The 13,031-nt window shown below is 74.6% G+C and carries 11 protein-coding genes; 7 read left to right on the top strand and 4 right to left on the bottom strand.

Annotation, left to right across the window (positions count from 1 at the left end):
* Positions 1–104: 104 nt before the first annotated feature.
* Positions 105–1,955: a hypothetical protein gene (locus OG764_RS05015; protein ID WP_328967158.1), complete on the top strand. Its 1,851-nt coding sequence runs from the start codon at positions 105–107 to the stop codon at positions 1,953–1,955.
* Between the two features lie 21 nt (positions 1,956–1,976).
* Here the strand turns inward: OG764_RS05015 and OG764_RS05010 are convergent, their stop codons facing one another.
* Positions 1,977–3,080 (bottom strand): LacI family DNA-binding transcriptional regulator, encoded by a 1,104-nt coding sequence (locus tag OG764_RS05010; protein WP_328967157.1) that lies wholly within the window; start codon positions 3,078–3,080, stop codon positions 1,977–1,979.
* Between the two features lie 547 nt (positions 3,081–3,627).
* Positions 3,628–5,259 (bottom strand): extracellular catalytic domain type 2 short-chain-length polyhydroxyalkanoate depolymerase, encoded by a 1,632-nt coding sequence (locus OG764_RS05005; RefSeq protein ID WP_328967156.1) that lies wholly within the window; start codon positions 5,257–5,259, stop codon positions 3,628–3,630.
* 197 nt (positions 5,260–5,456) lie between these two features.
* On the opposite strand from OG764_RS05005, the gene OG764_RS05000 reads away from it, so the two are divergent.
* From OG764_RS05000 to OG764_RS04985, 4 genes are all read left to right on the top strand, one after another.
* Positions 5,457–6,071 (top strand): TetR/AcrR family transcriptional regulator, encoded by a 615-nt coding sequence (locus OG764_RS05000; protein WP_328967155.1) that lies wholly within the window; start codon positions 5,457–5,459, stop codon positions 6,069–6,071.
* Positions 6,055–7,704: an acyl-CoA dehydrogenase family protein gene (locus tag OG764_RS04995; protein WP_328967154.1), complete on the top strand. Its 1,650-nt coding sequence runs from the start codon at positions 6,055–6,057 to the stop codon at positions 7,702–7,704. Before OG764_RS05000 ends, OG764_RS04995 begins: the two co-directional genes overlap by 17 nt.
* Positions 7,705–8,208: 504 nt before the next feature.
* Positions 8,209–8,460 carry an EF-hand domain-containing protein gene (locus tag OG764_RS04990; protein WP_328967153.1) on the top strand — a complete coding sequence of 84 codons (252 nt, stop codon included), beginning with the start codon at positions 8,209–8,211 and terminating at the stop codon, positions 8,458–8,460.
* Positions 8,461–8,794: 334 nt separating this feature from the next.
* Positions 8,795–9,178, top strand: coding sequence for a VOC family protein (locus OG764_RS04985; RefSeq protein ID WP_328967152.1), 384 nt, complete (start codon positions 8,795–8,797; stop codon positions 9,176–9,178).
* A 27-nt stretch (positions 9,179–9,205) separates the two neighbouring features.
* Here OG764_RS04985 and OG764_RS04980 read toward each other — a convergent pair whose 3' ends face one another.
* The gene (locus OG764_RS04980) at positions 9,206–9,646 is read right to left on the bottom strand and encodes a hypothetical protein (RefSeq protein ID WP_328967151.1); all 441 of its coding nucleotides are present in this window, start codon (positions 9,644–9,646) and stop codon (positions 9,206–9,208) included.
* A 248-nt stretch (positions 9,647–9,894) separates the two neighbouring features.
* Here OG764_RS04980 and OG764_RS04975 point away from each other — a divergent pair, with 248 nt between their 5' ends.
* The gene (locus OG764_RS04975) at positions 9,895–11,580 is read left to right on the top strand and encodes an outer membrane protein assembly factor BamB family protein (RefSeq protein WP_328967150.1); all 1,686 of its coding nucleotides are present in this window, start codon (positions 9,895–9,897) and stop codon (positions 11,578–11,580) included.
* A gap of 121 nt (positions 11,581–11,701) precedes the next feature.
* On the opposite strand, the gene OG764_RS04970 is transcribed toward OG764_RS04975, so the two are convergent.
* Positions 11,702–12,064 (bottom strand): hypothetical protein, encoded by a 363-nt coding sequence (locus tag OG764_RS04970; RefSeq protein WP_328967149.1) that lies wholly within the window; start codon positions 12,062–12,064, stop codon positions 11,702–11,704.
* Between the two features lie 344 nt (positions 12,065–12,408).
* On the opposite strand from OG764_RS04970, the gene OG764_RS04965 reads away from it, so the two are divergent.
* Positions 12,409–12,984, top strand: a complete 576-nt coding sequence (locus OG764_RS04965; RefSeq protein ID WP_328967148.1) for a hypothetical protein — start codon at positions 12,409–12,411, stop codon at positions 12,982–12,984.
* Positions 12,985–13,031: the final 47 nt, after the last annotated feature.

Here is a 13,031-nt window from a genome sequence, read left to right as displayed (position 1 = left end):
CACGGGGAGGCGCGTGCGTACGCGGACGCGCCCCCCGACCGTCCGTCAGGCCCCGGCCCCCGGCCCCGGCGTCGCCTGTCAGTGGCGTACGCCAGGATGAACGCATGATCGAGAACGACGGCACGGGCGAGTGGATCGCGGCCGAGTGGAACACGCAGGGATGGGGCGACCGGGGCTTCGCGGTCACCGCGGCGCTGCAGGGCCTGATCGGCGGCCAAGGGGTCTGGTACCACGACGCGCTGCGCGGCATCGAGCGCACCGGCCGCTACCTCGCGGGCACATGGGAGCCGGCCGCCGGCGAGGACGGGCCGCGGCCGGCCGGCGAGGGCTCCTGGACGGGGTTCATCGGAAGGACCGGCCTGCTCGCCCTGCGCGCCGCCGCCCCCTCGACCCGCCCGCCCCGCCGCGACGTACTGCTCAACCTGCTGGAGATGTGGGCGGAAAGCCCCTTCGCGGACCCCGCCTACCGGTTCCGCACCGGCGTCGTCGCGCAGCCCGAACTGCCCTGGGGCGTACGGGACGCGCGCGGCACGACCGTGGCCACGTACTGGCCGATCGACGGCACCCGCCGCTACCTGCAGGCATGGACGGGCGAGGAGCCCCCGCCGCGGCCGGGCGAGGAGGCCGTGCCGCGGCCGGGACACGAGGCGGCGCGCGTCGCCCCGGGCGTCTGGGGCACCCCGCACCAGCTGAGGCGGCTGGTGGCGCTGGTCCGCGAGCGCGGGCCGCTGCCCTGGGACCCGGCCGCCGTCGAGGACCTCGCCGGTGCCACCGGCATGAGCCGCGGAGCAGCCGCCCTCACCCTGTCCGGAAACCCCGGCACCGGCAGCTACGTCATCCCCTACCTCGACCCCGACGAGCGGGCGGCCCTCGGACTCAAGACGGCCGAGGTCGAGGACGCCCGCCGGGAACTCGGCCCGCTGCAGGGCCAGGACCGGCTCGCCCTGCTCGCGGACGTGCTCCCCGACGACCCGGCCGACCTGTGGGAACCCGGCGGGCTGCGCCGCGTCGCGGCCCGCACCGCCGACGCCTGGCACGCCCAGCGCGGTGGACGCGTACCGGCGCCCCGCGCGACCCACGAGGCGGCCCTGGCCCTGGAGGCCCCGTACCCGGCGGCCGACGTGTGCAGCCTGTTCCTCCAGCCGGCCTCGGCCCCGCTGCCCGGCTGCGCCGACCTGAACCTGTGGCCCCGCCCCACGCGTGACACCCGGCTCTTCACCGTCTGGGACGTGAAGACCGAACACGACGCCGAGCGGCTCCTCGACACCCTCGTCACCGCCGTCCCGTGGGCGTACGCGGACCTGCCCGCGGGCGACCCGGTGCGCGCAGGCGTCCCCGAGGCCCTACGGGTGCTGCGGGCGACGGTGCGGCGGCGGGATTCACCGGCCCGGCTGCTGTCCGGCGCGCTCGCCCACGGCCCGTACCGGTCCCGGGCCGACGCCCGCGGCGACTGGCTCGACGGCCCGGCGTGCGCGCGCATGACGGCCCGGATCGAGGCCGACGCACTGCCGCCCGGGCGGTACGAGTCCGACCCGCGCGCCTGCGTGCCGGAGCTGGTCCGCGAGGCGGCGGAGCGGCTCGGCCTCGCCGAGGACCCGGCGACGCTCTACCTGCAGCTGCTGGCCCTCGCGACCCCCTCGGACCGCAACGTCCGCCGCTGGAACGGCTGGCCGCCCGCCCGCCACCGGGCCGCGGTCGCGGCGCTGCTGGAGCGCGGCCTGGTCGTCGAGGACAAGCGGCCACGGGCCGGCCGCGGTGTCTTCCTGCCGGGGCCCTGGGCGCGGGCGGCCAAGCCGCTGCCGCCGATGGAGTGCTGGAAGGCCGAGCTGCACGGCGCCCGGCTGACCGCCGACGGCACCGAGGTCACCGGGATGCCGCTGCCGGTCGCCACCCTCCCCGAGCTGTTCGCGGCCGCCTGGCACCGCGTCGAGTCCAAGGACGCCCCCGCCTCCTGACGGCTCACCCGGCGCGCCTCGTCAGGCGGAGGCGCGCCGGACCAGGACGGTGGGCGTGATCACCGGGGTGGGGGGCGGGGCCGGGGCGTCGGTCGGGGCGTCGGTCGGGCGGAGGGTCCGCAGGAGCAGGCGGGCCATCAGGCGGCCCATGCCCTCGACGTCCTGGCGCACGGTCGTCAGCGGCGGATCGGCGGCCTCCGCCACGGCCTGGGCGTCGTCGAAACCCACCACCGCCACGTCGTCGGGGACGGTCCGGCCGCGCTCCCGGAGCACCCGCAGCGCACCCGTCGCCATCAGGTCGTTCGCGGCGAACACCGCGTCGAGTCGGGGGCGCCGGTCCAGCAGCTCCGCCATCGCGCGGGCCCCGCCCGCCGCGGTGAAATCGCCCTCTGCGACCAACTCGGGCTCATGGTCCGGCAGTTCGTCACGGTAGCCGGCGAGCCGGTCGACCGCCGAAGTCTGGTCGAGCGGGCCGGCGATGTGCGCGATCCGCTGCCGCCCCCGCTCCAGCAGGTGCCGCACGGCCTCCCGGGCGCCGCCCCGGTTGTCGGCGTCGACGTACGCGACGACGTCGTGCGGCCCGGTGCCGGTGCCGGTGCCTGTGCTGTTGCCCGCGCCTTCGCCGCTGCCGGCGTCGGTTGTCCAGCCGGGCCGGCCGCCGTAGACGGTGGGCAGGCCGATGCGGCGGGTGATCGCGGGCAGCGGGTCGTCGGTGTGCAGGGAGAAGGCGAGGGCGCCGTCGACATGGCCGCCGGCCAGGTAGCGCTCGATCCGTTCGTAGTCTCCCCGGTCCTCCACCAGCAGCAGCACCAACTGGGTGTCGTGCGCGGTGAGTTCCTTGCTGATGCCGCGTATCTGGCGGGAGAAGAACGGATCGGAGAAGATCCGCGTCTCAGGCTCGGCGATGATCACCGCGATGGCGTCGGTGCGTCGCGTGACGAGGGTGCGGGCGGCGTGGTTGGGGACGTAGCCGAGTTCGCGGATGGCGTCGCGGACCTTGTCCACGAGGGGGGCGCGGACGCCCTCGCCGCCGTTGACCACGCGGGAGGCGGTGGCCCGGGACACGCCTGCGCGTGCCGCGACGGCCTCCAGGGTCGGGCGGCTCCCGGTGAGCTGTTCGGGCACGGGCGCTCCTCACGCGAGTTCCGCGGACGGCCACTCGGCCCCCGTCAGCGTAACCCCCCGACAAACCGCCCCCCATCCCACCGCCACCCGGGCGCGCGCCCCGAGCCCCTCCGGTGCCGTGGGGTGCAACTCCCGGGCCTTGCCGGTGTCCTGGGGTGCAACTCCCGGGCCTTGCCGGTGTCCCGGGGTGCAATCCCCAGCCCCGCCGATGCCGTGGGCGCAACCTCCAGCCTTGCCGGTGCCCGGGGGCAACTTCCAGCCTTGCCGGTGCCCTGGGGCGCAACTTCCAGCCTCGCCGGCGTTTGAGGCGCGGGGTTTGGGGCGGAGCCCCAACGAGCAACCCGGCTGGCGCCGGGCACCGGGCTCCGCCCGGACCCGCTCCTCAAACGCCGGAGGGGCTGGGATTGCCCGCGAGGGCGTCGGCGGGGCTGGGCCGGAGGGGCTGGGATTGCCCGCGAGGGCGTCGGCGGGGCTGGGCCGGAGGGGCTGGGATTGCCCGCGAGGGCGTCGGCGGGGCTGGGCCGGAGGGGCTGGAGGGTGCGCGGGGTCAGTCGGCCGTCGGGGGGTTGCGGTATTCGAGGGTCAGGGTGGGTGGGGTGTCGCGGTTGGTGAAGACGTAGGCAGTCGCGGTCTGGGCGGCGGCGAAGCGCAGGCGGAACTGGGTGACGCCTGACCGGTTGAGCGCCGCGAGGCCCGCCGCCGACAGGTCGCCCGACGCGGCCGTGCCCGAGAAGAACGCCGGGATCTCTGCGGTGCCCGCCGCCGTGGCCGCCGCCGCCCAGTCGCCCGGTTCCGGCGCGCAGCCGCCGAAGCAGCCCGTCCGGGCGTCCACGAGCAGCCGGTTGCCGGCGGGCGAGGACCACGGGTCCCCGTACCCGCTGCTCCGGGCGACCGTCACGTAGGCGCGGGTGATCTCCTTGCCCGCCGGTACCCCGGACGTGTCGAAGGACAGCACGGTCCGGTTGAACCCGCCGTCGCTGCCGCGGCCGACGGCCAGCCCGTACGCGTCCTCCAAGGTGCCGACGGCCGCCCCGGAGCCGTCCGCCGCGGCCTTGACGTAGCCGTCCTCCGCGTCGCGGCTCGGCAGGACCAGCCGGCCCGTCCCGGGCGGCGGAGCGCCGCCGCCCAGCGCCCGTACCATCGCCATGACCGACTCGATCTGCCGGCCGCCGTGCCGGGCGTAGGCCGAGTCGCCGAGGTAACCCCACCAGTTCCAGCAGCCGTTGGGGTTGTCCAGCGTCGCCGTCGGTGCGGCCTGCGGGTAGAGCACGATCAGCCGGTTGGTGTCGGCGTACTCGTCGAGGTACGCCTGGTCGACGAAGCGGGTGCCGAACCCCTGGTACGCGTACCCCTGCTTGCAGCCGTGCAGGGCCACGACGAGCCGGCAGGCGCCGCCGCCCCCGGACGCGCAGCCCGACGGCACGTACAGGAAGCCCTTGTCGCCCATGGACACGGCCGCCGCCGAACCGCCGGGGACGTACGGGTTCTGGTCGAAGGAGATCAGCGAGCCGCCGGGGGTGCCGCTCGGGGCGCTGACCGGACCCAACAGGTGGCCCAGCAGGTCGCGTTCGGCGTCGATGCCGCAGTTGTTGATGTAGGGGCTCTGCGTGACGGTGCAGGCGTTCGGGCCGAGCGGGCTGATCCAGGCGTGCCCCGCGGCCGTGGTGTTGTCGTAGCGCACGCGCGCGCCGAAGCGGGTGTAGAAGCCGGCCAGCGCGTCCGCGACCGGGCGCCGCACCGTCGCGTCGCCGGATCCGCTGAAGACGTACACGGGATCGCCGGCGAGGTTGGCCACCGGGTCGACCAGGCCCTGCGCCGACCACTGCCGGGTCTGCTGCTCCAGCCGGTCGAGCCGGAGGTCCTGGACGGTGTCCATGCAGGCGTTGAGCGCGGTCCCCAGGCTGTTCTGCGCGCAGTCGTACGGGCCGGAGGCGAAGGCGGCCGAGCCGCCGAACACGCCCGAGTACGCGACGTGCAGCTGGGTGGCCATGTACCCGCCGGAGGAGATCCCGGCGCTGTACACGCCACTGATGTCGTACGGCCGCAGGGTGCCCGGCACCGGCGCGGGCGGTGCCTGAGCCGCTGCCGCGGCGCCGGTCGCGGGCAGCAGCACGGCCGAGCAGACCAGCAGCAGGGCGGCTGCCAGTCGGCGCAACGGGCCGGTGGTCGACGGTCTCATGGTTCCTCCGCGGGGGCTGAGAGGGGGCTCGGCGGTCGGGCGGTCACGTGTCACCGACACGGGAAGTTGCCGGGAGGCTAGGGCCGCGGCCGACCGCTGCCCATGGCGGCCGCAGCCACAATCACCGGCCGCCGGCATGGAGTCCGCCGCCACCCGGGTCTGGATTGAAGCAGTGAATCAGTGCTTCAATCCTTCCCATGCCCTACCGACGCCCCCCGGCCGTGCAGGCCCGCCTCGACGCCCGCCGCGACCACGTACTGGAAGCCGCCGTGCGCCTGCTCTCCCGCGAGGGGTACGCCGGCTGCTCGGTCGCCGCGATCGCCGCCGAAGCGGGCATCTCCACCGGCAGCGTCTACCAGACGTTCTCCGGCAAGTCCGAGCTGGCCGCCGCCCTCTTCCGCACCCTGGTGGCCCGGGAACTCGAAGCGGTGGCCGCCTCCGCGGAGCGCCCCGGCACCGCCGCCCAGCGGGTCGCCGCCGCCGTGGAGATCTTCGCCGGCCGCGCGCTCCAGGCGCCCCGACGCGCCTTCGCGCTGCTCGCCGAACCCGCGGACCCCGCCGTCGACACCGAACGCCTCGTCTTCCGGCGGGCGTTCCGCGACGTGTACGCCCGGCAGATCGCGGCGGGCGTCGCCGCCGGCGAACTGCCCCCGCAGTCCCCCGACCTGACCGCCGCCGCACTCGTCGGCGCGATCGCCGAGGCGCTCGTCGGACCGCTCGCCGACGGCGACGCGGCCCCCGCCGAAGTCATCCCCGGCCTGATCACCTTCACCCTGCGTGCCCTTGGAGGACACGATGCCGCAGACGCATGAGGTCACCAACCAGGTGCCCCCGCACCACGGTTACGACGTCGCCGCCGACCCCGCCCTGCTGGAGGCCGTCTCCCGCGAGGGCGCCGGCTGGGCGCTGCCCGAGCTCCACGAACTCGGCACCCTCGCGGGCTCCGAACAGGCCGCCGACTGGGGCCGCGTGGTCAACGAGAACCCGCCGGTGCTGCGCACCCACGACCGGTACGGCCACCGCATCGACGAGGTCGAGTTCCACCCGTACTGGCACGAACTCATGCGCACGGCCGTGTCCCACGGTCTGCACGCCGCGCCCTGGGCGGACGACCGCCCCGGCGCGCACGTCGCGCGCGCCGCGAAGTTCCTGGTCTGGGGTCAGGTCGAGGCCGGCCACTCCTGCCCGGTCTCCATGACGTACGCGGCCGTCCCGGCGCTGCGCGCCACCCCGGAGCTCGCCGCCCGGCTGGAGCCGCTCCTCGCCTCCCGCACCTACGACTTCGGCCTGCGCCGGCCCGACACCAAGCAGGGCCTGATCGCCGGCATGTCGATGACCGAGAAGCAGGGCGGCTCCGACGTACGCGCCAACACCACCACGGCGATCCCGGCCGCGGACGGCAGCTACCGGCTGACCGGCCACAAGTGGTTCACCTCCGCACCCATGTCGGACGTCTTCCTCACCCTGGCCCAGGCACCCGGCGGACTGTCCTGCTTCCTGCTGCCGCGCGTCCTGCCCGACGGCAGCCGCAACCGCCTGCACCTCCAGCGCCTCAAGGACAAGCTCGGCAACCGCTCCAACGCCTCCGCCGAGATCGAGTACGACGAGGCCTACGGCCTCCTGGTGGGGGAGGAGGGGCGCGGCGTCGCCACCATCATCGAGATGGTCAACATGACCCGTCTCGACTGCGTGCTCGGCGGGGCCTCCGGCCTGCGCCTCGGCGCCGTCCGCGCCGTCCACCACGCCACCCACCGGCACGCCTTCGGCAAGGCCCTCGTCGACCAGCCGCTGATGCGCAACGTGCTGGCCGACCTCGTACTCGAATCCGAGGCCGCCACGGCCGTCGCGCTGCGCCTGGCCGGAGCCACGGACCGGGTCGTCCGCGGCGACCAGGGCGAGGCGCTGCTGCGCCGGATCGGACTGGCGGTGACGAAGTACTGGGTGTGCAAGCGCGCCCCCGGGCACGCCGCCGAAGCGCTCGAATGCCTGGGCGGCAACGGCTACATCGAGGACTCCGGCATGCCCCGGCTGTACCGGGAGGCCCCGCTGTCCTCGATCTGGGAGGGCTCCGGCAACGTCGCCGCGCTCGACGCGCTGCGCGCCATGGCCAGGCAGCCGGAGACCGTCGAGGCGTTCTTCGCGGAGGCCGCGTCGGCGGCGGGCGCCGACCGGCACCTGGACGCGGCCGTGGCCGGGCTGCACAAGCAGCTCGCCGACCCCGCCGAGGCGGAGTACCGGGCGCGGCAGATCACCGAGACGATGGCCCTGGTGCTCCAGGGATCGCTGCTCCAGCGGCATGCGCCTGCGGCGGTCGCCGACGCGTTCTGCGCTTCGCGGCTCGGGGGTGAGCATGGCGGGGCGTACGGCACGCTGCCGGTGGGCGTGGACACCGAGGCAATCCTCGACCGCGCCCGCCCGTCCACCGAGCCCAGCCCCGCCGCCTGACCCCGCGCCCCAGGCCCCGCCGGCTGACCCCGCGCTCCCAGCCTTGCCGGCTGACCGTGGCGCCCCTTTGGCTTCGCTGATGCCCGGGGCAAAGCCGGCCTCGGCGGTGCCCGAGGGGCATCTCCGAGCCTCGGCGGCAACTCCCAGCCTCGCCGGCGTTTGAGGCGCGGGTCCGGGCGGAGCCCGGTGCCCGGCGGAGCCGGGTTGTGCGTTGGGGCTCCGCCCCAAACCCCGCGCCTCAAACGCCGGCGAGGCTGGGGAATGCCGCACGCAGCACCGGCGAGGGTGGACGTGCCGCACGCAGCGCCGGCGAGGGTGGGGTGTGGGGGGTGGGAGGGGCCTGGGGGTGCGGTGGGGGCGCCCCGTAGGCTGGCCCCTGCGTCGGGCGCGGCGCGGTGCGCCGACTCCGCGGCGCCGTGATGGCCCGCGCCGACGGCCCGTTCCCTGCGGAGCCCTCGCAGCCGTCGGCGGCTCCCGGAGGCCGCCACCCGAAAGGACCATGTGATGAGTGAGAAGGCCCGCAAGCTGTTCGACGCGCTCGACCTCAACCACGACGGCGCCCTCACCCGCGTCGAGGTGATCAGCGCCCTGCGCAGCAAGGGCCCGACCCTGGCCGCACAGGGGGACCTGCCGTTCTGGGGCCTGGGTGACGGCGACTCCTCCTCCGCGCTCTTCGACGCCGCCAACGCGGACGGCGACGACGTGCTGACCTTCGAGGAGTTCGAGCGGGAGGTCGACCGCCGCTTCGGCTGGTGACCGCCCGGCCGCCCCTTCGCGGCGGTCCGCGGCGGGACGGTGCGCGAACGAGCGGCCCTCGTCGACGCGTTCACCCCGTACCCGGCCGCCACCACCGCCGCCGCGACCGGGAAGCCGGCGGTGACGGGGAGGGCGCACAGGAGCGGGGGGACTGGCTCGCGGTCGCCCGGCACATGGCGCGGACGCCTGCTGCGACTCCCGTACGACGTCCGGTAAGCGCGCGGGGCTGAGGATCCGCTGCCGGGGCGAGCCGCCGGGGACGGAGGGAGGATGGAAGGTGTGGGCCGCCGCGCGCGGTCGGCCGGACATCGGGGGTCAGGGAAGGAAGACCGTCATGTTGGCAGGTAGCAAGGCGTTCAGCGGGTTCTCGGTCGACAGTGTCGAACGCGCGAAGGAGTTCTACGGGAAAACCCTCGGACTGAAGGTTTCCGAGGAGAACGGCATGCTGTTCCTGCACCTCGACGGGGGCGGGCAGGTCCTGATCTACCCCAAGGACAACCACGAGCCCGCGAGCTTCACCGTCCTGAACTTCCCCGTGGGCGACATCGGGGAATCCGTCGACGCCCTCGTGGCGAGCGGAGTGTCCCTGGAGCGCTATGAGGGCTTCGAGCACGACGAGAAGGGCATCGTCCGTGACACCGGGGACGGTCCGGAGATGGCCATCGCCTGGTTCAAGGACCCGGCGGGCAACGTGCTGTCCGTGATCGAGGGCATGTGACCGGCGACGCAGGGACCGGCTCGCGCCTCAGGCCCGGGGGCAGATGAAGGTGCGCACGGCGCCGTTGATCGCGATCGCCTCGGCCCGTGTGACCTCGTGGGAGCCGGTGCCGAACCGCTGCTGCGCCGCGCCGTCGGGGTCGTCGCCCGACAGTGACGCGCACTGGTTCCTGCCCCGGTCCAGCGCCTTCTCCTCGTCGGCGGCGAGTGACGGGTCGATGACCCTGAGTGCGGCCAGGTAGTTGGCCCGGTCGCTCCCCGAGGCCATGTCGGGCAGGCTGCCGCCGGAGCTCTGGCCGCCGGTGCCCTGGCCGCCGTTCGTGCCGCCCGTACCACCCGTGGTCGCGCCGTTCGGCGGGGCGCTGACGGATGGCTTCGGGTCCTCGGAAGACGTACCGGAAGAGCATCCCGTGATGCAGGCGAGCGCCGCGGCGAGGGCGAGGGCGGCGGCAGCGGTTCGTGTGGTCATGCCTGCATGCTGGCAGTCGGGCTCGGCCCGGGCGGGCGGAAGCCGGCAATCGGAAGTGTGCACTTTCAGCCGTTCTGTGAAGCCGGTCCGGGCGGGATGCCGAGGCGCGGCGGGTTGCGGATGTGGATCAAGTGCGTCGGCTATCGGACGGCTCTGCGGACTGGCCCTCCGGCGCCCGCCCCGCCTGGAACACTCTTGCGGACGCTTCGACGTCCAAGAGGCGAGCAAGAGCACTCAGGGGGACTCCGATGACGCAACCGCCCGACCCGCACCGGCCGCCACCGCCCTCGCAGCCGTCCCGGCCCGCGCAGCCCTGGTACGACGCACCGCGCGCGCCGGGCTCGGTGCCCTGGAACCCGTACGCCCAGGCCGCCCCGTCCGCCCCGCCCGCGCAGCCCGGCCCGCCCGCGCAGCCGCCGGGGTTTCCGGGGCCGGCGCCGGCCGTCCGGCCCGGCCCGCCACCGCCGCCACCGCCGCGCCGGCCGTGGTGGCGGCGGCCGGTGGCGGTGACCGGGGCGGCCGCGCTCGCGCTGTTACTGGTGGCCGCGGGCGGGTACGCGGTGTGGGACGCGGGATACTCCGGCAAACCGGCCAAACCGGCCAAACCGGTCGCCCAGCGCCCGAGCCGCACCCCCGGCCCCGCGCAGTCCGGCCCGTCGCCGCAGGGTTCCCCCGACGGCAAGGGCGGTTCGGGAGCCGGGCGCGGCAGCGGAGAGCCGGTCGATCTCGGTGCCGGCCGCAAGCCGGGCGAGGCGGCCGGCTGGATGTTCGTGAACGACATGGACCTGCCGGCCAAGCCCACCCTCCTCAACGACCTCTGGATCGTGGGCGACACCGTCGTGCAGGCCGGGTACAAGGAGGTGACCGCCTACCGGCTGGCCGGCGGCACGAAGGCGTGGACCCTGCCGCTGCCGCACCCGGTGTGCGACACGCCGGTCAACCCGACCCCGGACGGCAAAGTCGTCATCGCCTACCAGAGCGGCGAGGGCGAGTCGTACGGCAGCAAGTGCAACAACCTGCTGATGGTCGACCTGCGGACCGGAGCCAAGGGCTGGCACAGGCAACTGGTGCGCAAGGGCAGCATGGACGACACCACGATCGTGCACCTGGCCATCACGGGCGACACGGTCGCGGTCGCCCGGAACCTCTCCGCCGTGGCGTACCGCGTCGGCGACGGCAAGGAGTTGTTCACGATCCCGGCCGAACGCATGGGCGGCTGCTATCCCACCGACGTGGCCGGAGGACGCAGGCTCCTGGTCGTGGACACGTGTGCGCTGGGCGGTTCCCACCCCTACAACCAGGTCAGGGAACTCGACCCCGAGTCAGGCCGGATGAAGTGGCGTTACGCCCACAGGAAGCAGGACTGGGCGATCTACAAGGTGCTGGCCGCGGACCCGGTCGTGCTGCTCGTGCAGAACCGCTCGGAGCACGACGACTGGACCTACGTGGCGCTCCGCAACGACGGCAAGCCGCGCCCGTCGCCCGACATCCGCACGTACAAACTCCAGCCGTGCAACGACCGGGGCGACGCCGGCGAGGGCGTCCAGAACTGTCAGGGCTCGGTCACCGACGGCAGGTTCCTCTACATCGGCAGTGAGAACAAGCTGGCGGCCTTCAACCTCGCGACCGGGAAGTTCGCCTGGGGAGCGAAGGGGGGCCCGCGGCGCAACCTGGTGCCGCTGCGGACGGACGGCGCCGCCGTGATCGCGTACACGCCGCCCAGCGGCGGCGAGCCGGGGGCGACGGTACGGATCAAGCCAGGTGGGTCCGCGGCCGAGCGCCTGCTGGTGCACGCCTCGGCGGGCCGGGCGGCGGAGTTGTCGATGTTCGCGGGCCGGGTCGTCTATCACGACGGCCGCATCGTGGTCACCCCGAGCATGCTCTCCGGGAGCGACAAGAAGGAGGAGGCCCGGATGGTCTCCTACGGCCGGTAGCCGGTAGCCGGTAGCCGGTAGCCGGTAGCCGGTAGCGGTAGCGGTAGCGGTAGCGGTAGCGGTAGCCGGTAAGCCGGAGCCGCGAGGGCCGGCGGCGCGTCGCGCGCCGGCCCGGCGGGCGTCAGGAAGTGCGCTTGATCGTCCACGTGTTGGGGTTCAGGCTCGGCACGGCGGAGTAGCGGCAGCTGCTGTTGTAGTAGCTGCTGACGATCGTCCAGCCGGCCGGCGGGTAGGTGGAGGCGCAGGCGTTCACCTGGGTGCCGACCGGGTATCCGATGAGGTTCTTCATCTGCTTGGCGTTGGGCGAGAACGTGGGGCCGCAGCTCGCGGTGTTCCACCACGAGACGTCCACCCAGCCGGTCGGCGTCAGCGTGCTGGCGCACACGTTCTGCGTGTCGCCGGGCGCGGCGCCGGCCGGCGTGGTGGCGATCGCGAGGGCCGTGACGGCCATGGTGGCGAGGGCGGCAATGCGGGTGCGGATCACGGGGGTTCTCCTTGTGGTCGTGCGGGGGGCCACTGCCGACGGTCGTCGGGCCGGACGCTGTGCCGATGCGCTGTGCCGATCTGCGCCACCGCGTCGTGCCCTCACTATCTGGGGGCGTGAATGGCGCGGACAGTCACCTTTTGGGCATAGCTGTGGGGCGATTTGAGGCCGCCCGCACGCTGCACGCCCCGAGCGCCGACCGGAACGTGTCGCCGTCGCTGCGGAGTTGACCGGTTTGTGCGATCGCGGTTCGCCGGCCCCGCCGCTCGGGCATGGTCGGATGGCGGGCAGGTGCCCGCGGCCGGCCGTCGTGTCCGTGCGGGCCGGGTGACCGAGGAGGCGGGATGTGGCGGAGCGAGGAATTCGGGTCGTCGCACGACGGCAGGGCGGCGGCCGTGCTGGCCGACGGGAGCGAGCCCGGGCCGCGGTACTTCGACCAGGGGAGCGGAACGAACTTCCACAAGACCAGCGACTGGTGGGTGTACGACGGAACCCACGGCGCGCCGCTGGCCACTGACCTGCGGGCGGCCTGCGCGTGCGGGTGGCGCGGCTCGGCCCGTTACCCGCTGGACTGGACCCTGATCGCCGACGACGACCCGGAGGACTACGACACCTCCGGGCCCGAGACCGAGTGGGAACGCCACCTCGACGAAGTCGAGGCCCGGTCCGTCCCGTTGCCGGCCGGCTTCCAGGAGCTGCTCGACAGCGTCAAACGGCAGCTGGACAGCCTCGCCGTCGACGCGCCGCTGGCCGCGCTGAAGGCGGTGGCGGCCATGGAGCGCCACGCCAAGCGCGTCGCCCGGCAGGCCGCCTACGCGGTCGAGGCGGACGAGGTCCCGTGGGCCCGGGTCGGCACCGCCCTCGGCCTGACCGAGGAAGGCGCCCGCTCCCGCCTGACCCACTACGCCATCCGCCACTGAAGTCCCCCGCGGCGGGCAGGCCCGGCCCGGCTTCGCCCGCCGCCCGC

The sequence above is a fragment of the Streptomyces sp. NBC_00239 genome, assembly GCF_036194065.1.
Taxonomy (GTDB): Bacteria; Actinomycetota; Actinomycetes; order Streptomycetales; family Streptomycetaceae; genus Streptomyces.
The sequence above is the reverse complement of the archived record's forward strand: the minus strand, read 5'-3'. Positions and strand labels throughout refer to the sequence as shown.